This is a genomic window from Bradyrhizobium sp. I71, from assembly GCF_022354745.1.
Lineage (GTDB): Bacteria > Pseudomonadota > Alphaproteobacteria > Rhizobiales > Xanthobacteraceae > Bradyrhizobium > Bradyrhizobium liaoningense.
The window spans coordinates 481,183-507,687 of sequence record NZ_CP059398.1 but is presented as its reverse complement, the minus strand read 5'-3'; the positions used below and the strand labels follow the sequence as shown (position 1 = coordinate 507,687).

At 64.4% G+C, this 26,505-nt stretch carries 28 protein-coding genes and 1 tRNA gene; 14 read left to right on the top strand and 15 right to left on the bottom strand.

Features of this window, described 5'->3' with window-relative positions:
* The first annotated feature begins 169 nt into the window (after window positions 1-169).
* From FJV43_RS02380 to FJV43_RS02370, 3 genes are all read left to right on the top strand, one after another.
* Window positions 170-742 (top strand): hypothetical protein, encoded by a 573-nt coding sequence (locus FJV43_RS02380; RefSeq protein ID WP_239624364.1) that lies wholly within the window; start codon window positions 170-172, stop codon window positions 740-742.
* A gap of 160 nt (window positions 743-902) precedes the next feature.
* Complete coding sequence (locus FJV43_RS02375) at window positions 903-1,442, top strand: hypothetical protein (RefSeq protein WP_239624362.1); 540 nt, start codon at window positions 903-905, stop codon at window positions 1,440-1,442.
* Window positions 1,443-1,592: 150 nt separating this feature from the next.
* Window positions 1,593-1,669: transfer RNA gene (locus FJV43_RS02370), tRNA-Arg, on the top strand.
* 70 nt (window positions 1,670-1,739) lie between these two features.
* Here FJV43_RS02370 and FJV43_RS02365 read toward each other — a convergent pair.
* On the bottom strand, window positions 1,740-2,705 hold the full coding sequence (locus FJV43_RS02365) for an AraC family transcriptional regulator (protein ID WP_239624360.1): 966 nt from the start codon (window positions 2,703-2,705) through the stop codon (window positions 1,740-1,742).
* A gap of 362 nt (window positions 2,706-3,067) precedes the next feature.
* Window positions 3,068-3,346: a hypothetical protein gene (locus FJV43_RS02360; protein WP_239624358.1), complete on the bottom strand. Its 279-nt coding sequence runs from the start codon at window positions 3,344-3,346 to the stop codon at window positions 3,068-3,070.
* Between the two features lie 257 nt (window positions 3,347-3,603).
* Between FJV43_RS02360 and FJV43_RS02355 the strand changes: the two genes are divergently transcribed.
* Together FJV43_RS02355 and FJV43_RS02350 are read left to right on the top strand one after the other, a co-directional pair.
* Window positions 3,604-4,014, top strand: a complete 411-nt coding sequence (locus FJV43_RS02355; protein ID WP_239629820.1) for a DUF3775 domain-containing protein — start codon at window positions 3,604-3,606, stop codon at window positions 4,012-4,014.
* 39 nt (window positions 4,015-4,053) lie between these two features.
* Window positions 4,054-4,515 (top strand): host attachment protein, encoded by a 462-nt coding sequence (locus FJV43_RS02350; protein WP_239624356.1) that lies wholly within the window; start codon window positions 4,054-4,056, stop codon window positions 4,513-4,515.
* 24 nt (window positions 4,516-4,539) lie between these two features.
* On the opposite strand, the gene FJV43_RS02345 is transcribed toward FJV43_RS02350, so the two are convergent.
* A complete protein-coding gene (locus FJV43_RS02345) occupies window positions 4,540-4,803 on the bottom strand; it encodes a hypothetical protein (protein WP_239624354.1) in 264 nt (87 codons plus the stop codon).
* Between the two features lie 301 nt (window positions 4,804-5,104).
* Here FJV43_RS02345 and FJV43_RS02340 point away from each other — a divergent pair, with 301 nt between their 5' ends.
* Window positions 5,105-5,551: a hypothetical protein gene (locus FJV43_RS02340; RefSeq protein ID WP_028178621.1), complete on the top strand. Its 447-nt coding sequence runs from the start codon at window positions 5,105-5,107 to the stop codon at window positions 5,549-5,551.
* A 96-nt stretch (window positions 5,552-5,647) separates the two neighbouring features.
* The gene (locus FJV43_RS02335) at window positions 5,648-6,520 is read left to right on the top strand and encodes a DMT family transporter (protein ID WP_239624352.1); all 873 of its coding nucleotides are present in this window, start codon (window positions 5,648-5,650) and stop codon (window positions 6,518-6,520) included.
* 191 nt (window positions 6,521-6,711) lie between these two features.
* Here FJV43_RS02335 and FJV43_RS02330 read toward each other — a convergent pair whose 3' ends face one another.
* Window positions 6,712-7,014, bottom strand: a complete 303-nt coding sequence (locus tag FJV43_RS02330) for a histone (protein WP_239624351.1) — start codon at window positions 7,012-7,014, stop codon at window positions 6,712-6,714.
* A gap of 66 nt (window positions 7,015-7,080) precedes the next feature.
* On the bottom strand, window positions 7,081-8,472 hold the full coding sequence (locus tag FJV43_RS02325; RefSeq protein WP_239629818.1) for a deoxyribodipyrimidine photo-lyase: 1,392 nt from the start codon (window positions 8,470-8,472) through the stop codon (window positions 7,081-7,083).
* Between the two features lie 170 nt (window positions 8,473-8,642).
* On the opposite strand from FJV43_RS02325, the gene FJV43_RS02320 reads away from it, so the two are divergent.
* Window positions 8,643-10,367, top strand: coding sequence for a Cache 3/Cache 2 fusion domain-containing protein (locus FJV43_RS02320; protein WP_239624349.1), 1,725 nt, complete (start codon window positions 8,643-8,645; stop codon window positions 10,365-10,367).
* Between the two features lie 117 nt (window positions 10,368-10,484).
* On the opposite strand, the gene FJV43_RS02315 is transcribed toward FJV43_RS02320, so the two are convergent.
* Window positions 10,485-11,144: a peroxiredoxin gene (locus FJV43_RS02315; protein WP_124157731.1), complete on the bottom strand. Its 660-nt coding sequence runs from the start codon at window positions 11,142-11,144 to the stop codon at window positions 10,485-10,487.
* Window positions 11,145-11,538: 394 nt separating this feature from the next.
* On the opposite strand from FJV43_RS02315, the gene FJV43_RS02310 reads away from it, so the two are divergent.
* Window positions 11,539-12,123, top strand: a complete 585-nt coding sequence (locus FJV43_RS02310; RefSeq protein ID WP_239624347.1) for a hypothetical protein — start codon at window positions 11,539-11,541, stop codon at window positions 12,121-12,123.
* 55 nt (window positions 12,124-12,178) lie between these two features.
* Here the strand turns inward: FJV43_RS02310 and FJV43_RS02305 are convergent, their stop codons facing one another.
* Together FJV43_RS02305 and FJV43_RS02300 are read right to left on the bottom strand one after the other, a co-directional pair.
* The gene (locus FJV43_RS02305; protein WP_239624345.1) at window positions 12,179-14,032 is read right to left on the bottom strand and encodes a nucleotide pyrophosphatase/phosphodiesterase family protein; all 1,854 of its coding nucleotides are present in this window, start codon (window positions 14,030-14,032) and stop codon (window positions 12,179-12,181) included.
* A 1,228-nt stretch (window positions 14,033-15,260) separates the two neighbouring features.
* On the bottom strand, window positions 15,261-15,542 hold the full coding sequence (locus tag FJV43_RS02300; RefSeq protein ID WP_239624343.1) for a hypothetical protein: 282 nt from the start codon (window positions 15,540-15,542) through the stop codon (window positions 15,261-15,263).
* 285 nt (window positions 15,543-15,827) lie between these two features.
* Here FJV43_RS02300 and FJV43_RS02295 point away from each other — a divergent pair, with 285 nt between their 5' ends.
* Window positions 15,828-16,274, top strand: coding sequence for a hypothetical protein (locus tag FJV43_RS02295; protein WP_239624341.1), 447 nt, complete (start codon window positions 15,828-15,830; stop codon window positions 16,272-16,274).
* On the opposite strand, the gene FJV43_RS02290 is transcribed toward FJV43_RS02295, so the two are convergent.
* The gene (locus FJV43_RS02290; protein WP_239624339.1) at window positions 16,275-17,117 is read right to left on the bottom strand and encodes a GNAT family N-acetyltransferase; all 843 of its coding nucleotides are present in this window, start codon (window positions 17,115-17,117) and stop codon (window positions 16,275-16,277) included.
* Window positions 17,118-17,231: 114 nt separating this feature from the next.
* On the opposite strand from FJV43_RS02290, the gene FJV43_RS02285 reads away from it, so the two are divergent.
* From FJV43_RS02285 to FJV43_RS02275, 3 genes are all read left to right on the top strand, one after another.
* Complete coding sequence (locus FJV43_RS02285) at window positions 17,232-17,936, top strand: SDR family oxidoreductase (protein ID WP_239624337.1); 705 nt, start codon at window positions 17,232-17,234, stop codon at window positions 17,934-17,936.
* An 83-nt stretch (window positions 17,937-18,019) separates the two neighbouring features.
* Window positions 18,020-18,409 carry a metalloregulator ArsR/SmtB family transcription factor gene (locus FJV43_RS02280; RefSeq protein WP_239629815.1) on the top strand — a complete coding sequence of 130 codons (390 nt, stop codon included), beginning with the start codon at window positions 18,020-18,022 and terminating at the stop codon, window positions 18,407-18,409.
* Complete coding sequence (locus tag FJV43_RS02275; protein WP_239624335.1) at window positions 18,409-18,900, top strand: SRPBCC family protein; 492 nt, start codon at window positions 18,409-18,411, stop codon at window positions 18,898-18,900. The genes FJV43_RS02280 and FJV43_RS02275 overlap by 1 nt, the downstream gene beginning before the upstream one ends.
* A gap of 55 nt (window positions 18,901-18,955) precedes the next feature.
* On the opposite strand, the gene FJV43_RS02270 is transcribed toward FJV43_RS02275, so the two are convergent.
* The 4 genes from FJV43_RS02270 to FJV43_RS02255 are packed head-to-tail and all read right to left on the bottom strand — an operon-like array spanning window position 18,956 to window position 23,326.
* Complete coding sequence (locus FJV43_RS02270; RefSeq protein WP_239624333.1) at window positions 18,956-20,176, bottom strand: ABC transporter substrate-binding protein; 1,221 nt, start codon at window positions 20,174-20,176, stop codon at window positions 18,956-18,958.
* 20 nt (window positions 20,177-20,196) lie between these two features.
* Window positions 20,197-21,183 (bottom strand): tripartite tricarboxylate transporter substrate binding protein, encoded by a 987-nt coding sequence (locus FJV43_RS02265; protein WP_239624331.1) that lies wholly within the window; start codon window positions 21,181-21,183, stop codon window positions 20,197-20,199.
* Window positions 21,184-21,240: 57 nt separating this feature from the next.
* Window positions 21,241-22,437, bottom strand: a complete 1,197-nt coding sequence (locus FJV43_RS02260; RefSeq protein WP_239624329.1) for a CaiB/BaiF CoA-transferase family protein — start codon at window positions 22,435-22,437, stop codon at window positions 21,241-21,243.
* 1 nt (window position 22,438) lies between these two features.
* Window positions 22,439-23,326, bottom strand: a complete 888-nt coding sequence (locus FJV43_RS02255) for an IclR family transcriptional regulator (protein ID WP_239624328.1) — start codon at window positions 23,324-23,326, stop codon at window positions 22,439-22,441.
* A gap of 213 nt (window positions 23,327-23,539) precedes the next feature.
* On the opposite strand from FJV43_RS02255, the gene FJV43_RS02250 reads away from it, so the two are divergent.
* Window positions 23,540-24,382: a hypothetical protein gene (locus tag FJV43_RS02250; RefSeq protein WP_239624326.1), complete on the top strand. Its 843-nt coding sequence runs from the start codon at window positions 23,540-23,542 to the stop codon at window positions 24,380-24,382.
* A gap of 3 nt (window positions 24,383-24,385) precedes the next feature.
* On the opposite strand, the gene FJV43_RS02245 is transcribed toward FJV43_RS02250, so the two are convergent.
* Together FJV43_RS02245 and FJV43_RS02240 are read right to left on the bottom strand one after the other, a co-directional pair.
* Window positions 24,386-25,597 carry an ABC transporter substrate-binding protein gene (locus FJV43_RS02245; RefSeq protein WP_239624325.1) on the bottom strand — a complete coding sequence of 404 codons (1,212 nt, stop codon included), beginning with the start codon at window positions 25,595-25,597 and terminating at the stop codon, window positions 24,386-24,388.
* 41 nt (window positions 25,598-25,638) lie between these two features.
* Entirely contained in the window at window positions 25,639-26,490 is an 852-nt protein-coding gene (locus FJV43_RS02240) for a fumarylacetoacetate hydrolase family protein (protein ID WP_239624323.1), read from the bottom strand.
* Between the last annotated feature and the right edge of the window lie 15 nt (window positions 26,491-26,505).

Below are 26,505 nucleotides of genomic sequence, written 5' to 3'. Positions count from 1 at the left end.
CCAACGGGGTCTTCCGATGCTGCGGCGCATGTTAGCGGCCTCGGCCGGTGGTCGCCACCGTCCATGCCGACTCGCATCACGTGCGGGAACCTTAATTCGTCGCCCGGATTAAGGTAGCAGCGGCCCAGTCCATCGTTCATGGTGCTCGGCTGCGATCGGTGCTGCAACCATGAGTGCCAGGCTCGACCGGATCGGATTGGGGCGCTTCGCCGGAACCGGCGAACGATTGGCGCGGGCCGTAACGATCGCGAGCGTCTCGTTTGGCCGTGGTCTTCTGTGGCTGCTGGCGGCAATCATCGGCGGCTGCGGCATCTGGATGCTGCTGCCCCTTTCCAAAGGCAACAGTGCTGAGGCGGCGAGGCCGGAGCTGGCGGCTGTCGAGTCGGCTCCTTCGGGCGATGCGTCCGCGGTGGTGTCGTCGGCGTCCGAAGCTCCGGCACCTGCGACGGCGGAACTCAGTCGGCTCAGGATCTCATCGCAGACCTGGCGCCGTGGCGGCCTTGGCTCCAAAGCCCTGGTGACGTTGACGCTGCGAAACGACAATGACTATGCCGTAAAGGATGTCGAGATCGTCTGCGCGTTTACGCGGCGCGACGGCAGTCATCTGACCAACCGTAGCCGGGTGCTGGCGAATGCAGTCAGCATGAAGAGCCGCAAGACCTTTGCGCGTATCCCCGTCGGCTTCGTTAACGTGAATGCCGATCAGGCGAAATGTTCGCTGGTCGCAGCGCGCCGCGCTTAAAGGCGGCACGTTCCGGTAGCGGAAAAGTTACTCTACGCGGACCTTGGCCAAGAAACTATGCATCGCCATTTGAACCAAATGGCTGGGTCAGGAACCAATTGAGAGATCGCCTGTTGAGGCGGAGAGCCCACGCGGGGATGCGGGGGGCGGAGCGCGGCCAATGCCCATCTTTAGGTATTTCATTTTTGTCGGTGGAGCCTTGCTCGCACTGCTGTTCGCGGCGGATTTCGTTTTCCCGGCGGCGCCCGTAGCTCAAGCCGTCGCGACCGCGGGCAACGAGCAGCCCCTGATCCGAATCCGGTCCAATCGGCACCTGCCAGAGCGCGTCGTGCTCGACACCAGCGAGCCGACGATTGCCGCACCTGCGGTGAAGACTGCCGCTGTTGCGGCTCCCCAACCACCAGTACAGGACGACGTCTCGCCGGCATTGGCCGAGATCTCGGCCAAGACGCGGGTACGCGAGACCTTCGCCCAGTTCACGCCGGAGCCGAGGACCAATACCGCCGCCGCCAAGAAGGCAGGGGCCACTCAATCTCAGATCGCCAGTCAATCTCAGATCGCTCAGGCTCAAGCTTCTCCTGTGCCGGCTCCTCAACCCAAGCGCAAGATCGTCAGGGCGCATCCGGCGCCGCAGCCCGGCCGGCCGATGATGCAGGTCGCTCAGCAGCCGCATTTCGGTCTCTTCAACACGACCTGGTGACAGCGCCTTCGACCCGCCTCGATCGAGGCGGGAAGGGCTTTTTATTGGCCGGGCTCTCTGCTAATTCGAACCAATCCGAACGCCGTCCGGTGTGCTGGTTCGTCACCGGCGCGGTCTGGCGAATCTCGGTGGCCCGGTGCCCGGGCCAGGGCGCTCGTAGCTCAGCTGGATAGAGCATCGGATTTCGATTCCGAGGGTCGGAGGTTCGAATCCTTCCGAGCGCGCCACGATTTCAATGTTCTAGATATGTTCCGAAACGGCTAGTGCCGGTCACGGTCTCGATGCCTGCGGCGTCAATCAGCCTGCCGACACACCGCTTCGCCGGCCGCGTGACAGCGTGTCGGAGGGCGCTTCGTGGAATATCGCGCGGTAGGCTGCGGCAAATTCACCGAGATGGTGGAAGCCGTGGGCGCGTGCGCAGGTGGCAACGGTGACGCCGCCGCCCTTGAGGAGGCGGCAGCGGGTCGCCCACAGCCTTTTCAGGCGAATGTACTGGTGCAGGCTCATGCCGCGCACCATGCTGACGGCGCCGCCGAGCGTCCGGATCGAGACGCCAAACGCGCGGGCGAGATCGGCTGTATAGATCGGCGTGGTCGGATAGGTCGCGACGTAGTCGTCGATGCGCTGCACGAGCTTGATCGCTCGCTCGCCCTGGACCGAGGTGCTCCGATCTGGGATCGAATCGATCCGGAACAGATCGTCGAGAGCAAGCAGCAGGCCTTCCTGGAGATGGGCCGCAACCTCGGTGGTTTCGAACAGGCCCGGCTGCACCGACGCGGTGCGCAGGATGTCGAGCAAGAGTTGTCGCGTGTGCAGCAGGGCGGGCCGGTTCGCGACATGCGCCTGCAAATCGTCGACGTGGTCGAACCAGCCCCGGTCTCTCAGCGCAGGGGAGAAGATGATCATGGCATGATGATTGGTCCGCGGCTCGACGAATTGGCACTCATCGTTGCCGCGGAGCGCAACGAAGAAACGAGCGTCGAGATCCATTCCCTTGAAGTTGACCCGGAGGTCGTCGGTCATGGACAGGATCACCATCCCACCCGGCATGCGATAGGCGGTATCGAGGATGCGTGCGAACGATCTCGTCATGATGATGCGGCACGCCGGCAGGGAGACGACGGCACGGGCCGCCGCGAAGTTCGGGATGTCCAATGGAATGCTTCTCGCATCTTCCATCGTCTCGATCGGCCGAAACGCGTCGATATCGGAAAACCCGATCAGTTGAAGCGCGGAGGACGGTGCGAGGTCGTCGAACACCATGGGTTCTGGCCGGCTGCTGAAATGAGATAATCAAATGAATGTCGATGCAGCGCCATCAATGGCGAAACATCCAGGCTCAGTAAACCGGATTCCGGACCGTAGTATTGCGGACATCATGCCATGAGATCCGCCGGCTCGATGTTACGGCCACATTCTCGGCTCATCGATTCGCCGGCGGCGAGGTCGATGAAATGCTGCATGCGGGCTGACTGGCGAAGGACGCAACTCCGTCGCTTCGTCACCATGTAGAATGACGGTATCGGCTGATTTCAACTTTGATCTGGATCAGATCCAGTCCGGGGGACGGCCGCGCAAGAAATGATCCTGCAAAAGCGAAGGGGCCCCGAGGGCCCCTTCAAACGTCACCAGCGGCGATAGCCGTGGTAACCATAATAGCGCGGGCCGTAATAGCGCGGCGGCCCATAGTACCGTGGGCCGTAATATGGCCGCGGCCCGTAATACCCGTAGTAGTTCGGGCGCCACCAGCACTGCCCCCAGGCGTTGCAGACCATGCGGACCTGCTCGACTTCGGAGACCTGCGGTGTCGCCGGTGCGGGCGCGATGGGCATGGCGGATGCCGCCGACGATGCCGCGAGGGCGCCGAACAGGGACGTGGCGACGAGGCCAGTCTTGAGATTCATGATGTCTTCCTCCGCTTACGCGATGCAGGATATCGAAGTTGTTCGGATCAAATTGTGGCGGACCCGAAATGTAATGCTGATGAACAAACCATCAGCGAACTGGCCCGGCCCTGATCCCAGCACGCCAGCTGGCTTGGGCCACGAGGGCATGCCCGTGACTTGGACCTTGATCCTGCGCAATTCGCAAGTCTGCCTTGGCTTTTAGTGTCGACGACATGGCAGCGGCGTTGTGCGTGCTGCCGGACAAGGTGAACTGGATGCGAGTCATTCCAAATCTGTCGATCTCGCCGGAGAAGGTCTTCTTCGTCATCTCGAAGTCGCGCCGGTCCGACAGCGAAGCGGCCGGGAACGGTGTCATCCTGGAGTCCGGTGACGACGACATGAGCTTCGGCCGCGGTGGACGCGGCGAAACCACCGATCGTGCCGAGCTTGCGGGCTTCATCGGCGACCTCAATGTCGACGAGCAGATCGATCTCGTGGCGCTGACCTGGCTCGGTCGCGGCGACGGCGATCTCTCCGATTGGCGCGAACTGCGCGCTCAGGCCGCGCAGGCGCACAACCGGCGCACGGCATCCTACCTGATCGGCACCCCCATGCTCGCCGATCATCTGGAAGAAGCGATGGCGCAATTCGGCAAGTCCTTCGAGGAATTCGAAGAGCAGCTCTGATGCCGAAGCGGCATCTGCGAGTGTCAAGGAGAAGTTGTGATGGACAAGATGAGAATGGCCAAGGGCGACTGGCTGGTCGTGTGCGACGGGCGCAAGGCGCTGATTCTGGAGAATCTCGGCGACGACAAGTTTCCGAATCTCCACACCAGGGAAGTGCATGAGCAGTCCAACCCTTCGACCACCGCGCAAGGCAGCGATGCGCCGGGCCGGTTGCACCCGGCGGCCGGCGGGGCGCGCAGCTCAGTCGAGCAGACCGATTGGCACGATGAGGCCGAGCGCGCCTTCTTGCGGGGACTGGCGGGCCGGCTCGATGCTGCCATCAACTCCGGCGAGACCAAGGCCCTGACCATGGTGGCCTCACCGCGCGCGCTCGGCATGATCCGCGCCGATTATTCGGACGTCGTGCGCAAGGCGCTCCAGGGGGAGGTCAGCAAGGATCTCGTCAAGCTGCCGGTCTACGAGATCGAGAAGCAATTGCTGCTGTCGGGCGCCGCGAAATAGGACACCCGCACAGGGCGCGGCGCCTCAGTAGCAGGGGTGCCGCCGGCCGTCCTGGCCGATATAAGCGGCCGCGCTGCGGTAGCAGTAGTTGGTCGACGGACCGTCGTAATAGGCGAAGGTGCCGGGGGTGATGCCGGGTCCGTAATTGTGCAGATAGCTGATCGGGTAGGGTAGCGGGTTGGCATAGGAGCGGTGGTGCCGGTGATATCCATTCGCCTCCGCAAGGCCAGGGGGCAGGATTGCAGCCGTCAGGGCCGCAACCGCGGCTACAAGCGTCAACTTGCTCATCTCGATTCTCCGGAACCCGCTCGAACAGATCAGCCATTTATAGCAATTTCGGGCGGTCAGGCATCGCTGCGGAGGCCCGAAATCATGGCCGGTCCTGCAGATTTCCGGGTGGGTGTGACAGAATTGCCGGACATGCGGTCGAAAGCTGCCCATTTTTGGCCTTTTCCGGGTGCTTAACGAATTCCCCACACAAGTATGACCAAAGAGTATTTGCTTGAGATTCCTGCCGCCGTCCCCACGGGATCACTTGCGGGTCCTTCGAGGTCGGTGCATTCCTGAAGGCCATCGCCGTTACCTCGCCATGCGCATCACGCTTCTGAGCCTGCTGTTGCTCTCCGTCGCTGCCGCTACGCCGGCGCGCGCCGAGCTGCATATTACTCGCGACCATGGCGGCTATGTCGAGGAGTACAAGGCCAAGTACAAGCGCGTGCGCGAGAAAGGCGAGCGCGTCATCATCGACGGTATCTGCAATTCGGCCTGCACGCTCGTGCTCGGCATCGTGCCGATGAACAAGATCTGCGTGACGCCGCGCGCGAGCCTCGGTTTCCACCAGGCCTATTACGACAAGGCGTTCACCTTCGGCATCAAGGTCACCAGCGCCGAAGGCACCTCCGATCTCATGTCCTACTACCCCGACAAGGTGAAGGACTGGATTCGTCGCAATGGTGGACTCACCACCGACATGAAGAAGATCAAGAACGGCGTCGAGCTCTGGAAGATCATCGATCCCTGTCCGGAAGAATGGTGATGAGCTGACCTAGACCGCTGTCATCCGCCGCAGCGCAGCATCGTCCGAGCGAAATTCGCATTGCCGCATGGCCTTCGCTGAGGCAATGAGGCGGCAATGAACCATAATCAAGAAAACCTGACCGCCCGCGCCGCGCCGATCCTGTTCGTCCTGCTCTGGAGCACGGGATTCATCGGCACCAAATACGTGGTCAACAATGCCGATCCCTTGACCTATCTCGCCATCCGCATGGCCATCGTGGTCGGGCTGATGGCGATCATCGCAGCCATCGCGCGGCCGAAATGGCCCGACCGGATTGGCATCGCGCACAGCGCGGTCGCCGGCATCCTCGTCCACGGCTTCTATCTCGGCGGCACCGCGATCGCGATCGCGCATTCGATTCCCGCCGGGCTCTCTGCGCTGATTCCGGGACTGCAGCCGATCCTGACTTCGACCATCGCCAATCGCTGGCTCGGTGAGAAGGTGACGCCGGTGCAATGGGCCGGCCTCGTCCTCGGCCTCGGCGGCGTCGTGCTGATCCTGCACAACCGTCCCATGACCGGCGAAGCCGGGCTCGGCTGGCTTGCCTCGGTGGTCTCGCTGATCAGCATCACGCTTGGTACGCTCTATCAGCGCCGCTACTGCAACCACATCGACTGGCGAGCCGGCAATCTCGTGCAATACGTTGCCGTCACCATTTTCTTCGCGATCGGGGCATTCCTGTTCGAAGACCGGGTGGTGCACTGGACACAGGAGTTCGTGCTCGCGCTCGCCTGGCTCGCCGTGGCGCTCTCGATCGGTTCGATCGGGCTGTTGTACTGGCTGATCCGCCACGCTGCGGCAACCTCGGTCGCGAGCCTGTTCTATCTGGTGCCCGCCGTCACCGCGCTGATGGCCTATCTGCTGTTCGGGGAAAGACTCGATGCGCTGGCGATTGCCGGCATGGCGATGTGCGCGGCGGCGGTATTCGTCGTCAACCGGCGCTTCTGAAGCATGATCCGAAAAGATCATGCTTAAACAACAACCTAAAGCGGGGCGGGGCGTCGGAATACATCCCTGCTGAGCGCAGCACCTTCGTGGTCGGCTGGACCGGCCGGGCCGCCGCGCGGCAAGGATCGCGTGTCGTAGGGCAGGTCTCCGGGCGGATGTCCACTCCCGGAGACCTGTTCTGAGCGTTGTGATCAGCGCTTCGCCTTCTTGGCCTTCTTCTTCTTGACGGCTTTCTTGACAGCTTTCTTGGCGGCCTTTTTCGCAGATGTCTTGCCGGCCTTCTTTGCGGTCTTCTTGGCCGCTTTCTTTGAGGACGTCTTCGCTTTCTTCTTGGCCTTCTTCTTGGACGTCTTCTTCGGGCCTACTTTCTTCGCGACCTTCTTGGCGGCTTTCCTGACTTGCTTGACGGCGGTGACCGCCGCGTCCTTGGTCGCTTCCACGGCGCTGGTGATCGTGTCCATCGCCTGTTCGGTGATCGGCTTTTCGTCGTCCATATCGTCCCCCGCGGTTTGACTGAGGCGATGACGATAGCGGGTTTCGAAATTGTGTCAAAGCGGCGCTCAACCTCTGCGGATCTTTGCGTAGGCGGCAAGCGCACGCTCCCGTCCCCTGGCATGATCGATGATCGGCTGCGGATAGGTCTTGCCGAGCGTGATGCCTGCGCTCGCAAGCTCGATCGGCGTTGCGTGCCAGGGCTGGTGGATCAGCTTGGCCGGCAGGTTCTTCAGTTCCGGCACCCAGCGCCGAACGTAGGCGCCGTCCGGATCGAACTTGTCGCCCTGGAGCACCGGATTGAACACGCGGAAATAGGGCGCTGCATCTGCACCGCAGCCGGCGACCCACTGCCAGTTGGCGGGATTGCTGGCGGGGTCCGCATCGACCAGCGTGTCCCAGAACCAGGCTTCGCCCTCGCGCCAGTCGATCAGCAGATGCTTGACCAGGAAGGAGGCGACCACCATCCGGACGCGGTTGTGCATCACCCCGGTGTGCCAGAGCTCCCGCAGACCGGCATCGACGATCGGATAGCCGGTGCGCCCGCGCTGCCAGGCAGCGAGCGCCTTGTCATCGCGCGTCCAGGGGAAGCCATCGAAGTTGGTCTGCAGGTTTGCGGTGGCGAGGTCGGGATGGTCGTGTAGGAGATGGCGGCAGAATTCGCGCCAGCCGAGCTCGCTCAGGAATTTTTCGATGCCCGGCCCGAGCGCCGGATCTTCGGCCGCGGCGAACCGCGCGGCGTGCCAGACCTGGCGAGGGCTGAGCTCCCCGAACCTCAAATGCGGCGAGAGCCGCGAGGTGCCCTCCCGGTCCGGGCGGTCGCGGTCGCCGGCATAGACGCGTGCGGTGCGCTTGAGGAAGTCGCGGAGGCGGCCTCGTGCCGCGGCTTCGCCGGGACTCCATGCCTCGCGCAGGCCACCCGCCCAATCGGGCTTGGCCGGCTCGAGTTTCCAGCTTTCCAGACGATCGCCGGCGATCCCTGGTGCAGGGCGCAGCGCCTTCGGTGCGGGCAGCGGCTTTGGCGGGTCGCCGAGCGACAGCACGCGCCGCCAGAATGGTGTGAACACGCGCAGGCCCCGGCCATCCTTGCTGCGGATCGCCGAGGGTGGGACGAGCAAATCGCCGGGACAATTTTGCGAGTCTGCTCCGAGCTTTGCCAGCACCGATTCGAGCGCTCGCTCAACCGACTGATGCGGCGCCTGGGCGATCCCGTTCCAGTAGACGGCGCGGGCGCCGCTCTCGCGCACCACCTCGGGGATGACCCTGGCGGCCGGTCCCCTGCGCAGGACCAGCGATCCGCCGCGCTCGGCGATTGCTGCCCCGAGCGCCCGCAGCGACTGCGCCAGCCACCAGCGCGCCGCGCCACCCGGTGCCCGCCCGGTCGTCTCATCGAGCACATAGAGGCAGACCACCGGCGCTCCGGTCTTCGCGGCGGCGTGCAGGGCGGGGTGGTCGGACAGGCGGAGATCGTCGCGAAACCAGACGATGATGGGCGGCACCTTTGGCGCGGTCAGGGGGTGTCCTCGTTTACGATTTGGAAAGGCGTGCCGCCTGCAGCGGTATTATGGTCGTTAATGCCACCGTAAGCCTATTGCACGATTATGCAGGAATTACTGGGGCCATTCCATCCATGTTCAAAGCTTCGAAGTTCCTGCCGCAGTTCAAGCTGGGTACCAAGGCTGTCCTGTGCGCCGTGCTGCTGATCGCCATGAATACGGGGCTCGTGGTCGGCGCCGGCTATTGGTCGCTGACCTCCGCCTTCAATGATCGCGCGCTCCGCGACATCGACGTCAGCCTGCGCACGCTGGCGCTGGCGTTCGCGGAGACCGTTCCCGAGGCCAAGATCACGGTCCAGGACGGCGCGGTCGTGCGCGCGGAGATCCCCAAGATGCCCGACTTCAAGGACCATGCCATCGTCGATCGCGCGGTGTCCTATGTCGGCGGCAATGCGACCCTGTTCGTGTTCGACGCGGCGAACGGGCAGTTCGTCCGCCGCTCCACGAATGTGAAGAAGGAAAACGGCGACCGCGCCGTCGGCACCCAGCTTGCCGCCGATCATCCGGGGCAGGCCGCGCTGCGCCGTGGCGAAGCCTATAAGGGGCCGGCCACGCTGTTCGGCAAGACGTTCATGACCGCCTATTTCCCGATCTTGGACTCAACCGGCAAGGTCGCCGGCATTCTCTATGTCGGCATCCCGATGATCCAGTACGAGAACATGCTGGCCCAGGCCATCGAGAGCATGGCGGCGGCCGCCGGGCTTGCCGCGCTTCTGGTGCTGGCTCTGACCCTGCTGGTCGTCCGCCGGATCACCCGGCCGCTCACCTCGGTCACGCGCTCGCTCACCGCGCTTGCCGAGGGCCAGAGCGACGTCGCGATCGAATGCGAGGACCGTGCCGACGAGATCGGCGAGATCGCCCGCACGGTTGCGGTGTTCAAGAGCAATTCGCAGGAGCGGGCGCGCCTGCGCAGCGAACAGGCGGCGGCAGCGACTGCCGCGGCCGAGCAGCGCAAGGCGGAGCTGCGCAGCTTCGTCGAGGAGTTCCGCGGCAGCGTCGGCGGCATTCTCGACAAGGTGCTCGCATCGTCCGGCGAGTTCGAGCGCGCCGCGCGACAGCTCACCGATGCCGCGCGCGCCACGGCCGATCTGTCGGCGCAATCGGCCGGAGCGTCCGAAACCGCGTCCGAGCACGTGCGTTCGGCGGCGTCGGCTTCCGAGGAGCTGTCTCAATCCATCTCCGAGATCACCCGCCGGGTGCAGGAATCGAACCAGATTTCCGCCGACGCGGTGCGGCAGGCAGAGGCGACCGACCAGCGCATTGCGCAGCTCTCGGAGGCCGGTACGCGCATCGGCGACGTCGTCAAGCTGATCACCTCGATCGCCGAGCAGACCAACCTGCTGGCGCTGAACGCCACCATCGAGGCCGCTCGCGCTGGCGATGCCGGCCGTGGCTTTGCGGTGGTGGCTCAGGAGGTCAAGACGCTGGCCGGTCAGACCGCGAAAGCGACCGACGAGATATCGAACCAGATCGAGAGCATGCAGCTTGCGACCGAGGAATCGGTCGCTGCCATCAAGGCGATCAGCGAGACCATCGAGCGCATCAGCGGCATTGCCGGCTCGATCTCGGCTGCGGTCGAGCAGCAGAAAAGCGCAACCCACAACATCGTGGCGAGCGTTCGCGCGGCGGTCTCAGGCACGGCCGAGGTCGCCGTCAACGTCCGGCACGCCGCCAAGGGTGCCAGCGAGACGGGCGAGACCTCGAGCCGGATGTTTGCCTCGGCCCAGGCGCTGTCCGGCGAGAGCCTGCATCTGAAGGCCGAGGTCGACGGTTTCCTCGACCGCGTGCGGACGGCCTAATCGCTACGGTCCTTCCGGGGCGGTCCGGAGGACCGAGCCCGGAATCTCGAGATCCTCGGGTGCGCAATTGCGCACCAGAGTTCGATGCTGACGCATCGCCCCGGGATGACAGCGTCGTTATTTCGGCTGCGGCACGATGCGCAGGTAAGGCTTCGGCTCCTTCCAGCCCTGCGGGTAGATCGTCTTGGCCTCGTCGTTGGAGACCGAGCCCGCGATGATGACGTCATCGCCCTGGGTCCAGTCGGCCGGGGTCGCGACGCGGTGCTTGGCAGTGAGCTGGAGCGAGTCGATGACGCGCAGGATCTCCTGGAAGTTCCGGCCCGTGGTCATCGGATAGACCAGCACGAGCTTGATCTTCTTGTCCGGCCCGATGATGAAGACGTTGCGGACGGTCTGGTTGTCGGCGGCGGTACGCTTGAGGGGATCGCCCGAGATCGCGGCCGGCAGCATGCCGTAGAGCTTCGAGACGTTGTAATCGGTGTCGCCGATCATCGGGTAGTTCGGCGCGGCGCCTTGGGTCTCCTTGATGTCCTCCGACCATTTGGCATGGTTGTCGACGGGATCGACCGAGAGCCCCATCAGCTTGACGCCGCGCTTGTCGAATTCCGGCTTCAGCCTGGCGAGCGCGCCAAGCTCGGTAGTGCACACCGGCGTGAAGTCCTTGGGGTGCGAAAACAAGAGCGCCCAGCTATTGCCGATCCAGTCGTGAAACTTGATCTTCCCTTCGGTGGTCTCGGCTTCGAAGTCGGGTGCGGTAGCGCCGATCGGAAGTGTCATGATTTTACCTCATCACATTGAATTTACAGGAAGATTCGTCTCTGGCCGTCATCCTCAGTATAGGGCCCTTACCAGGCCAAGTGAACGCCAACTGAACCGGCTCAAGTAAAATGTGAATTCTTTGCTTGAAGGGCCGATTTCCTAGCAACTTATTGTTACAGCGGCACCTGCGGCGAAACATCCCCATCCGGGGTCACACGGTCTCGCTCGCCCCGATAATGCCTTTTATGACTTCCATCACGCTCGCCCGGCGCGTCCCCGGAACCGAATTGGTCCTGACAGCGACCAATTGGCAACCATCTCGAAAAGTCGCGATCCCCGTATCGAATCGTTAACCACCCCTTTACGCCGGCATGAAAATGCTGGCCGATCAGAAGAAGTCTGGAAGTGAACTATGTCTGCCGCTGCGCCCAAGTCCGCTGAGAAGTCTGTTGAGTCGCCGTCCCTCGAACCGTCCTGCCGCGACACCGCGGCTCATGCACTCTCCATCGTGCGCGACGGCGTGATCACGGGCGAAGGCCCGACCACCAAGGGCCGCGTCCACTTCTCCCGCTCGCTCGATGCCGATGACACCGCCTGGTGCCTGCGCATCCTGACCGCGACCGCCGTCAACGACCAGCCGGTCAGCCGCGCTGAAGCCGAGCGCCTGTTCGAGATCAACGAGGCCGCGACCGAGCGCACCGATGGCGGCCGGTTCGACGACCTGCTCGCCAAGGCGGTTGCCCATTACGCGGCGAGCGCCTCGGGCCTGAAGGTGCCGCCGCGGAGCGTGGCGCTGTCGGCCGACACCGAGATCGAGAGCTGGGCGCCGTCCTATGCCTCCAAGGTCAACAGCGAGATGCTGGAGTGGATCGCCGGCCAGATGCGCGGCAAGCGCCAGAACAACCGTCGCCTGATGGCAATGGTGGCGACCTTCGTCGGCGCCACTGCGCTGCCTCTGGCGGGCCAGTTGCCGAACGTGTTCGACATCGGGATGTAAGAAACCGGCCATGTAAGATTTGTGCGTCACTCGAGGACGCGAGGGAACGGCGGGGTCATTTCCCCGCCGTTTTCTGTTTGCCGGCGTCAGGCTCGAGCCCGAGCGTGCGGCCCGGGAAGCCGGCGGCATCGAAATAGCGCTGGCTGCCGACGCGCTGGAAGTTCAGCACCGTCATCAGGCCGCCCTCGGCGGGCTTCGACTTCAGCGTGCCGACAAAAGCCTTCGGTACGACGCCGTTGGGCATGGCTTCCGACATCACGCGGCCGATCAAGCCGCCGTTCTGCGAGCCGCGCAGGCCCATCAGCCGGGCGGCCGTCATGCCGACGTCGGCATTGCTGACCGGAATCTCGTCGACATAGCCCGCCTTGAAGTCCGGACCGATCGCGGCCATGAAATTCATGGTGTCGCCGCGGCTGAAGCTGCCATGCATGCCCTGGCCCTGGCGCAGCACGGTATCGGCGACCTGCACCGAGCAGTTGGTCGGCGCCTCGCCGCAATCGCTGGCATAGGAGCGGAAGTTGACGACGATCGACGGCGTCGGCGTCGCCGCCTTGCCGCGCAGGTTGATGCTCGACAGCGGCAACGTGCCGGGAAAGCGGCCGAGCGAGTCCTCGACGAACAGGCCGGAGACGTAATCCTGTTCGAGCAGTGCCTTGATCGTCTTCGCCGCCAGCTTCTTGTCCTTGTTCGGCAGATAGATCAGGTCGGAGCCGCCATTGGTGGCGACGACGAGATCGGGCTTCTCCGGATCCTTGCCGAGCACGCCGTTGCCCGCCCTGGGATGCTTGTTGCCTTCGACCTTCGCGTTCTTGTCGTTGGGGTCGAACAGCGGCAGGTCGAGCGCCTTGGCAAGGTCGAGCGCCAGGAATCCCATTGGCAGGAAATCCTTCGGCGTGTCGTCATAGCCGACCTTGGCCGACGGGCTGGACTTGCTCTCCTTGGAGATGGTCGAGAAGCCGTGATCTGCGGAGACGATGATGTTGGTCGAGGCCGTGAGCCCGAGCTCGTCGAGCGCCTTCCGGAGCTGGGCGAGGTTGGTGTCGGCGTTCTTGATGCCGGCCATCGAGGTCGGCCCGTTGATCCCGGGCATGATCTGGTTGAGGCTGTCGCCGGTATTGTGCTGGCTGCCGTCAGGATCGCGCGACCAGAACACCAGCACGAACGGCTTGTTGCGCGCCTTGAACATCGGCAGCACCACCTTGGTGGCGACGTCCGCGAAATAGGCCTGCTGCGCGACGTTTGCGACCGTGGTGCCCGGCGTCCTGGCATCGCCCGCCTTGGAATTGTCGCCGCGCGGCGGCGTGGCGAGGGGCAGGCCGGCCTTGGTCAAGGCGTCCTTCACCTCGTCGGACAATGCGACACCGTTCTTGCCGCCGGTGGAATCGTCGAACACGACCGAATGCTGGCCGGGCTTTTCAGGCTTGTCGGTGTGGTCGAACTGGTAGGTCGGGCCGACCTTGCCGATCGCCGCGGTGCTCAGCCCCTTGTCGCGGGCCATCTTCAGGATGGTCTCTTCGTTGAGGTAGTCGCCCTTGAAATGCTCGTCGATGTCGCCGAGCACGGCGTCGTTCTCGATGAAGGGGACGACGGTGTCGCCCGCAGGTGCGGAGGTGTAGTTGGTCCAGATCGTGTTGGAGAACACGCCGGTGTCGCCGAGATAATGGCCTGTCGACATCGCCGAGCCATTGGCCATGGTGAAGGTCGGGAACAGCGAATGCGGGTTCTTGAAGTTGACGCCCTTGTCGCGGAGCTCGGCCATCGCCGGCGCGGTTTCCGGTGTGACCTTCAGCGCACGCAGACCGTCGGGAATGAACAGGATCAGGTTGCGGGGCGTGCTGTTCTGGGCAGAGGCCAGTCCGGTGGACAGCACGGTCAGTCCGGCGGACAGCAACACCAGTGAACGGCGCATCAGGATCTCCTAGCGGTGAAGGCGGCGTGGCCGCGACCGCGGCCCCTAGCTTCGTTTAGTTTCGCTGGATGACAGTCTTGTTACAAGGCCCGTTGCCGCTGCAAGGGCTGGGGAGGGGACCCTGTCGTCACTCTCGTGTCCCGGACAAGCTGCAACGCGTAAGCGTTGCTGCGCAGAGCCGGGACCCAGGAGGCCACACGGGTCGCTGCAACATGGGCCCCGGCTCTGCAGCGCATCGTCGAAGAGACGCTGCGCTGCGTCCGGGGCACAAGAGCGGGGTGTTCGCGCTTACTGCCTCAGCATCGTCAGAATCTCTCCGCGGCGACAACAATTGATCCGTCATCCTGAGGTGCGAGGCGTGCGATGCGGACGCATCGCATGCAGAGCCTCGAAGGATGAACGGCCGAGCTGGTGCAGCGGGGCCGTCGCCCTTCGAGGCTTGCTCTGCGACGCTATCGCGCCGCAGCGCGCGCAGGGTGACGGTGATGCATAGGGTTTGCAACGTACTCGCCTTCATGCGGACACAGCATCACATCCTCGCGGCGCGCTTCGCCCGAGCTTTGCTTGTCGCCTCGCCCTCAATTGAAAGGGCGCAGGGAAGACCGGGCGCCGGCTGGCACCCGCGGTCCACTGTGCGAAAGCGTGTGCTTAAAAAAGGCTGCACAGCGGCATACAGGTGAAGCCAAAGCATCCGGCCTTCCCTGCGCAGTGGTTGGAACGGCTTATGTCGTGATCTCCCCGGGGAGCGATGCACTATTGCCCCCGTCGCCTTGCGGATGACTGACGGTGCGAGCCCGGTCGGACCGCAACGTCACCGCAAGACTTGGCGCACAGACCCCGGGCGCCAGGACCACACGATTTTGCCGTACGCTGATGGCACCGGTCGTATGCGCGACGACCTTGCTCACGGTTGCCCGCCCTGCAAGTCCGTTCGCGCCAACGCCATCTGCGTCCACCGCCGCCCGGCCCGCGTTCGTGACGATCGCGATACGCCCCTTTTTCCATGGGCCGGGTTGCGGCGACACATACGCCCTTTCCGAATTTCGGTAAAGCGGAATATTTTTGGCGAGGCGTCTTGACCGATGGCTTGGGTGTTTTGCCTGTCGCGCAACGCAAGGGATTGTGCCCGTAGACGCGATCCGGTGCGGTCGGCTGCGCGGGCGGCAGGGCCGCTGACGCAGGAAGGCCCACCGCCCGTTACGGACGGTGGGCCTCGCGTCAGGCAATCTTACCAGCGATATCTGCCGGTCAGCGTGCCGTTGTTGTTCCCGCCAGGGCCGACATCACCCTGCGTCGAACTCGGAGTTGGATGGTTGGTGCCGTTGAGTGCGCCATACGGCCCGGCCACGTCCGGATAGTATGCGCGCGGCTGAACTGGTTCATAGGCGGGCGCCGTGCGGTCCCAGCCCACGGACCGGCCGCTCCAGTCGTAGCCCTGCGCCGAGGCGGCCGCAGTGCCCGCGACCAGCGATGCCGTGATCAGGCAGAGGAGTTTTGACTTGTTCTGCATTGGAGATGCTCCTTGCTTGTGTCGGGGGCCAACGGTTGCAATGTGGGAGCGTTCCGGACGCATGGGCCAGGAGCGGTCAACTCCGATCAACTGGTTATGATGCGCCCGCCGCGGAACGAAGTGGCTGAAACGAGATGAGAATCCCGGGCGTTCTGCCGCACCATGATCCCCGCTAATCGCGTGCCTTAACCAATAGTTAAAGATATGTTTGCGGCTGGGCGGCAGCCCGGCCTAGCCTCTTGCGGGGAGCCGCTATCGCGAAGCCAAACGAGTGTGGTGCGTATCATGATTGCCAGATCACATGGGGCGCTGTTCGCCTCGCTCAGCGCAGCCGCGCTGCTCCTGACTGCAAGTGACGGCTCTGCCGGACCCGCCGTGGCCGCGGCGCCCGGCGTCGCCACCACCGCGCCGCCGGTTGGAGCACGTCCGCCGATCGCGCCGGGCGCCCGGTTCCATCGCCGCAGCGCTCCGTGGGTCTATTGGCCGGGCGGCGGCGGCTTCTTGTACGATGGCGCTGGCTACAGCCAGCCCTTTGTCGATGCCGCCCAGCCACTCTCCAGCGACGTGCGTTACACCTACACCTATGATGTTCCCTGGGACTGGACGCATCGCTATCCGCCGAACGTCGTGCCATCCAACCGGCCCTATGTGCCGAGCTGCCCGACAGAGCAGGTGACAGTGCCCGGCCGCGGCGGCAGCGAACACACCGTCAACATCATGCGCTGCTACTGACTAGCCCAGCTCGAAGCTGGTCACGCCGAAGACGCGGTCGATGTGAAGTGGCGGGATCGGCCCGGTGTACATCCGCGCCGTCTCGAACACCGGCTTCAGGCAGAGCGACTCCGCGAGCGCAATCGCTTCGCCGTTGACGGCGGGGACGTCGAGGAAAATGTCGCCGCCGCTCGTGCTTCCCAGCAAGGCCTGCATGACCGCCTCCGCTGCCGCCCGATCGTCGGCGACGAGCGGGCCGATCTTATGGCCCGTCCGGCACGGACGGATCACGCCCCATGCGGCGAGCTTGCCCTCGCGCAGCAATGCGCGGCCGACGTGACCTGGTGTGTTGATCCAGGCGCGCAGGAAGGTGCTGCGCGCGGCAGGGAACACGGTGGCATCATCAGCTTCAACGATTGCAAATGGGATCTTGTCGAGGGTGACGACGCCGGCAGGTCGTCTCGGTGGCGCCCCCACGACGCCGCCATAGCGGATATTGGCGTAAGCGAGCTGGAAGCCGGACCTCTTGTAATTGTCCTGCTGCGCTACGACGCCGTCGAGCCCGATCACGCGCCCGTCCGCATGCGCGATGGCTGCGTTCCAGATGCGCAGGCCATGGCCCGCGCCGCGAAAGCACTGGCGCACGATGTAGAAGCCGAGGAAGGCGAAGCGGTCGTCGTAATTGACGCAGGAGACGGTCGCGACCGGCTCGCCGTCGATCTCGCCGACGAAGAAGCCTTGCGGATCGGGGACGGCGAAGCAGGCGGCATCGGCCAGGCCCGGATTCCATCCCTCGGCCGCGGCCCAGTCGACGGCGAGTGCGATTTCGTCGGGGCGCAGATTGCGGATCTGCAGATCACTCATCTCGAGTCGCTCATGATGGATGCCTTCGACCATGGACCTGCCGCGAGGTCTGGCTGTAGAAGGCGCCATGATAGGCCGAGCCTGCGGCTCGCCTCAACACAGGGATGATCGGTCATGGCAGCAGAGAAGGTTGCGCTCGTTACCGCCGGCGGCAGCGGCATGGGGGCGGGGGCCGCGCGCCGGCTGGCAGCGGACGGGTTTCGCATCGCGATCCTGTCGTCCTCCGGCAAGGGCGAGGCGCTGGCCGCCGAGCTCGGCGGCTGCGGCGTCACAGGCTCGAACCAGTCGAACGACGATCTGAAGCGCCTGGTCGACGCCGCGATGGCGAAATGGGGGCGGATCGACGTGCTCGTCAACAGCGCCGGGCACGGGCCGCGTGCGCCCATCACCGAGATTACCGACGAGCAGTGGCACGCCGGCCTCGACACCTATCTGCTGAACGTGATCCGTCCGACTCGGCTGGTGACGCCGGTGATGCAGGCGCAGAAGGGCGGCGCCATCATCAACATCTCGACGGCCTGGGCCTTCGAGCCGAGCGCGATGTTCCCGACCTCGGCGGTGTTCCGCGCCGGCCTTGCCGCCTTCACCAAGATCTTCACCGACACGCATGCGGCGGACAACATTCGCATGAACAACGTCCTGCCGGGCTGGATCGACAGCCTGCCGCAGCTGGACGCGCGCCGCGACAGCGTGCCGCTGAAGCGTTACGGCAAGGTCGAAGAGGTTGCGGCGACGATTTCGTTCCTGGCCTCCGACGGCGCTGCCTACATCACCGGCCAGAACATTCGCGTCGACGGCGGCCTGACGCGCTCGGTCTGAGGCGGCGACTGCGCCGCCAAAATACTTAGCTTGTGAGCTAACAATTATTGACGGCGCAGGGCCGCGGCGCTATAGTTAGCTTTATGGCTAACCAATCGTCCCGCCTCGACCATGTTTTCGCAGCGCTCGCCGATCCCACGCGGCGGGCGATCGTGATGCGGCTCTGCGCGGGCGAGGCGTCGGTCGGCGAACTCGCCGATCCCTTCGACATGGCGCTGCCGAGCCTCATGAAACACATCCACGTGCTGGAGACGAGCGGGCTCGTTCTGTCGGAGAAAACCGGCCGCGTGCGCACCTGCCGCCTCAGTCCGGATGCGCTTCTCGGAGCGGAGGATTGGTTCCAGCAGCAGCGTGCGGTGTGGGAGGCGCGGCTCGACCGGTTCGAGGCCTACGTGATGAAACTCAAGAAAGAGAAGGAGAGGGCCGGCGCCAAGCGGCCGTCCCGAACAACCAAACGGAAAGGTTCCGAGTGATGACGAAGTCTGCCAATCCCGCCCTGTCGCAATGGTCGCTCGACCGTGAGATCGTGATGTCGCGCGTGATCGACGCGCCGCGCGATCTGGTGTTCGAGGCGTGGTCCGACCCGAAGCATCTGCCGCAATGGTTCGGGCCGAAAGGATTCAAGGTCGAGACCTTCGAGATCGACGTGCGCGTCGGCGGCGTCTGGCGCTTCAACATGATCGGGCCCGACGGCACGGTGTACCCGAACCGCATGCGATTCCGCCGCATCGAGCGGCCTTCTCTGATGGAGATGGATCACGGCCTCGACCAGGACGATGATCCCGGCATGTTCCGCTTCACCGTCACCTTTGCCGAGCAGAGCAACGGCAAGACCGTTCTGATGATGCGCCAGCTGGCCTCGACCAGCGAGCAGCGCGACGGCATGATCGGCTTCGGCGCCGTCGAATACGGCTACCAGACGCTGGACAAGCTTGCCGCCTATGTGGCGGGCATGAAGCGTTGATGCCAAGGCGGTCCCGGCGAAGAACTCGCCGGGACCGCTTTCGCGTCTCGCCGCCTCACTCCTTCGCCTCGTCCGTCACGATGTCTCCGAGCTTCTGCCAGCGCAGGCCGTCGAACTGCACCATCTGGAACTGCTTGTTGACCCGATAGTCGGTCGGCGAGGTCGTGACCGAGATCCCCGGGAGTGTCAGGTCGAGCTCGACGTTCTTGAGGTTGGCCGCCTGTCGCATGACGTTGTCGCGGGTGAGATCGTCGCCGCACTGCTTCAGCACCTGCACCAGCAGCTGCGCGGTGATGTAGCCGTAGACGTTCAGGTTCGAATCCTTGTCGCCTTCAGGATAGTACTTGGCCATGAAGGCGAAATAGCGCTTCATGCCGGCATCGTCCTTCCATTCGGGGTCGGCGGCATCCTTGACGTAACCGACGCTGACGACGCCCTTGGAGTTGTCGAGGCCGGCGGGCTTGAGCACGGCGCTGACCGAGGAGGCGTTGATGTCGATGATGTGCAGCGGCTTCCAGCCGATCTCGGCGACCTTCTTGATCGCCTGTGCCGCCTGTTTCGGGGTCGTCGCGCTGAACAGCACGTCGGCGCCCGCATCCTTCAACCGCAAAATCTGCGAGTCGATGGTCGGCTCGGTGATCTCGTAGGAGGTCTCGGCCACGACCATGTTCGCCTTCTCGCCGAGGCCGGCCTTGAGGCCGGCGAGATAATCCTTGCCGAGGTCGTCGTTCTGGTAGAGCACGCCGATCTTCGCGTTCGGGTGGTTCTTCAGCAGGTACTGCGCGTAGATGCGGCCTTCGACCAGGTAGGAGGGGTTGAAGCCCATGGTCCAGGGGAAGTTCTTCGGGTCGGTGAAGCGCGCCGCGCCGGTCGCGGCGAAGAGCTGCGGGATTTTCCTGGCGTTGAGATATTTCTGTACGGCGACGTTCGGCGCCGTGCCGATGATCTGGAACGTCAGCAGCACCTCGTCGCTTTCGACCAGCCTGCGGGTCTGCTCGACCGTTTTCGGCGGCGAATAGGCGTCGTCATACTGGATCAGCTCCACCTTCCGGCCGTTGACGCCGCCCTGGTCGTTGATCATCTTCATGTAGGCGGCCTGGGTCTTGCCGATCACGGCGTAGGCCGATGCCGGGCCGCTGAGCGGCACGGTCTGACCGACCTTGATCGCGGTATCGGACGCGCCGGGGTCGTATTTCTTCTGCGCCTGCGCTGCCGTGATCGAGAGCGCCAGAAGCAGCGCGGAAGCTGCGACGCGCTTGAGAAGAGTGCTTGTCATGTGCTTGTCCCTCCCGCTTGCTATTCGCCCTTGAGGCCGGCGTCGCGGATCAGCCTGGTCCACTTCTGCGTCTCGTTGTCGATGAACCGGCCGAACTCGGCCCCAGTGCCAGCACGCACTTCGAGGCCCTGGGCGGTCAGCTTGTCCTTGATTGCGGGTTCGGCGAGCGCGCGCAGAACCTCGGCCTGGAGCTTGTCGACGATCGCACGCGGCGTCGTGGACGGCGCCATGAAGCCGTACCACCCGGCGGCGGCCACGTTGGGAAAGCCCTGCTCGCGCAGCGTCGGCGCCTGCGGGTAGAGCGCGCTGCGCTCGGCCGAGGCGACGCCGAGCACGATGAACTTGCCGCTCTGGATGTAGGGCAGGGCGGTCGGTAGCGCCGTCAGCGTCGCATCGACGCGGCCGGCGAGCAGCTCGGTGTAGGAGGCCGCATCGCCCCGGAACGGGATGTTCAGCCCTTTGACGCCGGCGTCGCGGAACAAGAGCTCTCCGGCGAGGTGCGGCTGCGAGCCGGCGCCGGGAGAGGCGAAGGTCAGCCCGTCCGGTTTCGATTTGCCGTAGGCGATCAACTCGGGCAGCGTCTTGAACGGGGCGTCGGCACTGATGATGAGGAACAACGGCGCGATCACCACCATCGCGACCGGCTGCAGATCCTTGCGGTCATAGGTCAGCTTGCCGAACAGCGCCTCGGCGGTCGCGTAGGGCGCCGCGACGTACAGGATCGTGTAGCCGTCGCCCGGCGCATGAGCGACCATGTCGTTGGCGATGCGCGTGCCGGCGCCCGGCTTGTTCTCGACGATGAACTGCTGACGCAGGCTGCGGCCGAACTCCTCGGCCAGCAGGCGCAGCGAGATGTCGTTGGAGCCGCCTGGCCCGTAGGGCGAGATCAGCCGCACCATGCGCGACGGCCAGGCGTCCTCGGCATGCGCCGCCAAGCCTGATCCTGCTGCAAGGCCGCCTGCGATCGTGCCCAGCAGGGTTCGGCGTGTGACCTTGAATGATGCCACCGTTGTCGTCCTCCCTCTTGTTGTTGGTCTTCTTGTGTCGTTGGTCTTCTTGCGACGTCAGATCACCTTTCGTTGGGTGAGCCGTTCGATCTCGTGGTCCGACAGGCCGAGCCAGTCCCGGAACACCTCGTCATTGTCCTGGCCGACGTCGCCCGCGGCGTGACGCAATCGCGCGGGATCGACGGTGAAGCGAGGAACGGCATTGGTCATGGCAACCGTGCCGAAATCCCGGTCGGCAACGCGGGTGATCCCCTCGCGCGCCTGCACTTGCGGGTCGGCGGCGATCTGATCGATCGAATAGATCGGCGCGAGGGTTCCCTGCGCGGCGTTGAACCTCGCGAGGACCTCGTCAAGGGGATGCGCGGCGCACCAGGCCGCGAAGATGCCGTTGAGCTCGGCGGCGTGCTTGACGCGCTGGTCGTTGGTGGCAAAGCGCGGATCGTCGACAAGGTCGGGCCGGCCGATCGCCCGGCAATTCGCGGCGAAAAGCGCGTTGGTCGAACCTGCGAGCGTCACCCAGTGATCGTCGCCGGTGCGAAACACGGCGGCCGGCGCCGAATAGCCGTTGGCGTTGCCGATGCGCTCTCGAACGGCGCCGAGCTGGTCATGCTCGATGGCGAGCACATCGAGCAGGCGAAACACTGCTTCGGTCAGCGCGAGATCGATCTCCTCGCCCGGCGCATGCGGATCGCGTGCCCGCTTCCATAGCGCCGCGAGCACGCCGACGGCGCCGAACAGGCCGCCGATCGAATCCCCGATCGGGTAGCCGGGATGGGTCGGCTCGGCCTCGCGCTCGCCGGTGATGTAGGTGAGGCCGCCCATGGCCTCGAAGATGCGGGCAAAGCCGGGGCGGTCGCGATAGGGGCCGTCCTGCCCGAAGGCGGTGGCGCGCAGAATCACGAGGCGCGGCTGGATCGACCACAGCACCTCCCTAGAAAGGCCCCAGCGATCCAGCGTTCCCGGACGAAAATTCTCGACCAGCACGTCGAAGCGGGGAAGGAGCTGCTTGAACAGCGCAAGCCCTTCCGGCGTGCGCAGGTCGAGCGTGGCAAACTTCTTGTTGCGGTTGGCGGCCTTCCACCACAGTGGCTTGCCGTCCTTGAACGGTGGAAACGACCGCACGCCGTCACCGTGCCCGGGCATCTCGATCTTGAGCACGTCCGCGCCGTAGTCGGCCAGCAGCGTGGCGGCGAACGGCGCGGCGATGATCGTTGCGATGTCGAGAACCTTCAATCCTTCGAGCGGCCCAGCCATGTCATGTCCCGGCGCTTGTGATTTTCTTGGTCTTGCGCGTCGTCGTCGTGGGCTCGGCCTGCCCGACGATGGCGCGGATGCTGTCGGCGAGCGCCGCGATGCGCGGACCGATCTCGCCCTCGAGCTGACCTGGCTGGAGCCGGAAGGCGGGGATGCCGCAATTGATCGAGAACGACTGCTTCGATTCGCTTGCATGAAACAGCGGCGCGGCGACGGCATGGATCGAGGCCATGTACTCGCCCCAGCAGGTGCAGAAGCCGCGGTTTTTGCATTGCGCGATCCCGGCGCGGTATTTGTCCCGGAACGTCGACCACAGCCCGGCGTCTTCGGCGGCGATGTTCCGTTCCAGCCGGTCTGCATCGGCCGGCGGCAAGGTCGACGCCGCGGCGCGGCCCATGGCGGTCATCACGACGGGAATGGGCATGCCGATGTCGGGCACGTGCGGGCCGACATCGCCGGAGCGCGCGGTCTCCACATAAATCATCGAGGTGGCATCGAGCAGGCCGATCGAGACCGTGCCGCGGACGCTGTGCGCCAGCTCCTGCATCATCGGCCGCGCCACCTGGCGGAATTGCATTCCGGCGAGCAGGGGATGCGCCATCCGCAGAGCCCGCGCACCGACGCGGTACTTCGACCGTTCGGCGTCGTAACGGAGATAGCCGAGCTCGGCCAACGTATGGGTCAGCCTCGCCACTGTCGGCCGCGGAATGCCCGTCAATGTCGACAGCTCCATGTTGCCGAGCAGCGTGCTCCCGGCCTTGAACGCCTCGATCACGACGAGCCCCTTTGCCAGCGTTGTGGCGAAAGCGGCGTCGTCGGCGCTGTCCGCCAGCACTGCTGCGGCGGAGGAGGGCGGATGTCGTGGCTTGGATGAGCTCGTCGGGGCCATTCCTAATTATCAGACAGCCACAGCTCAGATGTCCAATAGATTCGCCAATTGCGCAAATATTGTCCGATATGTGGACGCGGCTATGCCTGGGACACTTCCGTGAGAGGCAGCTCTCAAACGACCGGGCAAACAGATTTTTGTCGCGATTGCATGCCGTCCTGTGACAGGATTATTACGACGGCATGTCAGATCGATAATTTTGCGGAGCGGCTCATGTTGCAGTGGCAGGCGCGGTCAAATCCCCTCGCGTGGTGGTGGGGATCCCTCACGTTTGTGAGCAGCGCCAATATTCTCGTCTGGTTCATGCTCTATCGGGAGTTCTATCCGACAGTCGCGGGCAGCATCAGTGGCGGCTCGGACATCGGGCTGATGTTCCTGCTGTGCGCCGGCTATGTGTTCGGCTGTGCCTTCCGCTCGGTGCTGCCGCGCGCCGACGTGCAGCGCATCTGCCTGTTCGACACCTGGCTATCGAGCGTCTTCGTGGGACGCTCGGTCGCGACCGTCGCCGAGGTCTGCTTCGCGGCGCAATGGGCCATCATCCTGCATCAGCTCGGCACCATGACCGGCGCCGAAACGGTGGTGAACATAGCGTGGATGATCGTCCCGGTGATCATCATCGCCGAGTGCTTCTCATGGTACGCGGTGGTGACCACCAACTATCTCTACAACGCGATCGAGAATTCGCTGTGGGCGGTGACCTTCTTCCTCGCCGGCATCGCGCTGTGCCGCCTGATGCCGGAATTCCAGGGCGTGGTACGCTGGGCGCTGATGTCAGGCGTCGTCGGCATCGCCTGCTTCCTCGCCTTCCTCATCACCGTCGACGTGCCGATGTATCTCAGCCGCTGGCGGGCGGGGCATGCCGAGGGCAACAGGTTCCTCGGCTTTCTCGAGGGCCTGCACGACGTTTCGACGCGTTGGGTCGTGACCCACGACATCGCGCATTGGAAGGGCGAGCTGACCTGGATGTTCCTGTATTTCAGTGCCGCGGTGTGGTCGAGCCTCGCGCTCTGTGCGCTCTACGCGATGGAAGGCTATCTTACGCGCTATCTGGCCTAGCGATTATTTGCCGACCAGGCCGCACTTGCTGCGGTCGAGCGGACGAAAGGCCTGGTCGGGCGGGATCGTTGCGACCAGCTTGACGAAATCCCACGGGCCTTTTGATTCCTCCGGCGTCTTGACCTGAACCAGATAGAGATCGTGCACCATGCGCTGGTCCTCGCGAATGCGGCCGTTGGGCGTGTAGGCATCTGACACCGGGGTTGCCTTCATCTTCGCCATCACGGTCGCGCTGTCGTCGGAATCGGTGTCCTTGATCGCTTGCAGATAGTGGCGCACGGCGGAGTAGACGCCGGCCTGGATCTGCGAGGGCATCGCCTTGCGCCGCCCATAGAATGCATCCGAGAATTTTCGGGCGGCGGGCGAGACGTCCTCGAAGAACGAGGTGACGATGAGATCACCGCGCGTCGCTTTCAAGCCCACGGACTCGATGTCGACATTCTGGAACGACATCGGCACGATCTTCATGCCCTGATCTGCGAGCCCGAATTCCTCGGCCTGCTTGATCGCGGTGGCGTTGTCGCCGGCGACGTTGATGGCGAGGATCCTGGCGCCGGACGACTGCGCCTGGAGCAGGAACGAACTGTAGTCGGGCGTGCCGAGCTGGGCCTTCACGCTGCCGGCGACCTTGCCGCCGAGCGCGGCGATGCGGTCGCGGGCGGTCGCCTCGATCGAATGGCCGAACGCGTAGTCGCCGGTGATGAAGAACCACGGCTCCTTGCTGGTCTGCATGATGCCGGAGACGACTGCCGTTGCGGTGGAATAGGCGTCCTGGGTCCATTGCACACTGGTCGGCGCGCAGGCTTCATCAGTGAGCTGGTTTGCGCCGGCGCCGGAGACGAGGAAGATCTTGCCGTTGCCGCGCACCAGCTCTTGCACCGCCAGCGCCGCGCCGGAGCTGCCGCCATCGGCGATTGCCTGGACCCCGTCGCTGAACCACTTTCGCGCGAGGGATGCCGCGAGATCCGGCTTGTTCTGGTGATCGGCCTGCAGGATCTCGATCGGCTTGCCGTTGATCTTGCCGCCGAACTCCTCCGCCGCCATGCGCGCCGCCTCGACCGAGCCCGGACCCATCGCGGTCGCGAATACGCCGTTCATGTCGGTGAGCACGCCGATGCGGATGGCGTCGCCCTTGATTTCGGCCCGCGCAGCGGAGCCGGCGAGCGCGAGTGTCATCAGCAGGGTGGCGGCGGAGGCGGTGCGGGTCATGCCCATGGCGTTTCCTGAGTTTATCGTTGATTGATCGGTCTTGACGGTCAGGCCGGTTCGGCGATCACCGTGTTGCGCAAGGTGCCGATGCCGGAAATCTCGACCTCGACGGTGTCGCCGGGGCGCATCCAGAGCGGCGGCGTGCGCTTGGCGCCGACACCGCCCGGCGTGCCCGTGACGATGACGTCGCCGGGCACGAGCGGGCAGATGGTGGAGATGTAGGCGATCAGCTCGGGGATGGCGGTGATCAGGAGATCCGTTGTGGTGTCCTGCACGACGTTGCCGTTCAGCCGGGTCTGCAAAGTGAGCTTTGACGGATCGGGAATCTCGTCCGTCGTCGCCAGCCACGGACCGAAACTGCCGCTCTCGGCAAAGGTCTTGCCGGCGAGGAATTGACTGGTGTGGCGCTGCCAGTCGCGGATGCTGCCTTCGTTGTAGCAGGCATAACCGGCGACGTGGTCGAGCGCGCGGCCGGCGGGAATGTGACGGCCCTCCTTGCCGATGACGAGCGCGAGCTCGCCTTCATAGTCGAAATCGTCGCTGACCTTCGGTTTCACAATGGACTGGAGATGGCCGACCTGGCTACATGGGAAGCGAACGAACAGAGCCGGCTTCTCGGTGACGGTGCGGCCGGTCTCGACCACGTGGTCGCGATAGTTGAGACCGACGCAGATGATCTTGCCGGGATCGGGGATCACGGGTGCGAAGGTGATGCTGTCGAGCGGATGATCGGGGGCAGTGGAGGCTGCAAGCTTGGCCGCTTCGGCGACGCGGCCAGCTTCAAGCAACTGTCGTAGCGTTGTGCAGCCCGTCATGCGCGAGCCCAGATCGACGACGCCATTGTCCTTGACGGCTCCGAACGAGGTGCGGCCGTTGGCGATGAAAGAGAGCAGCTTCATGGGGTATCCTTGGGA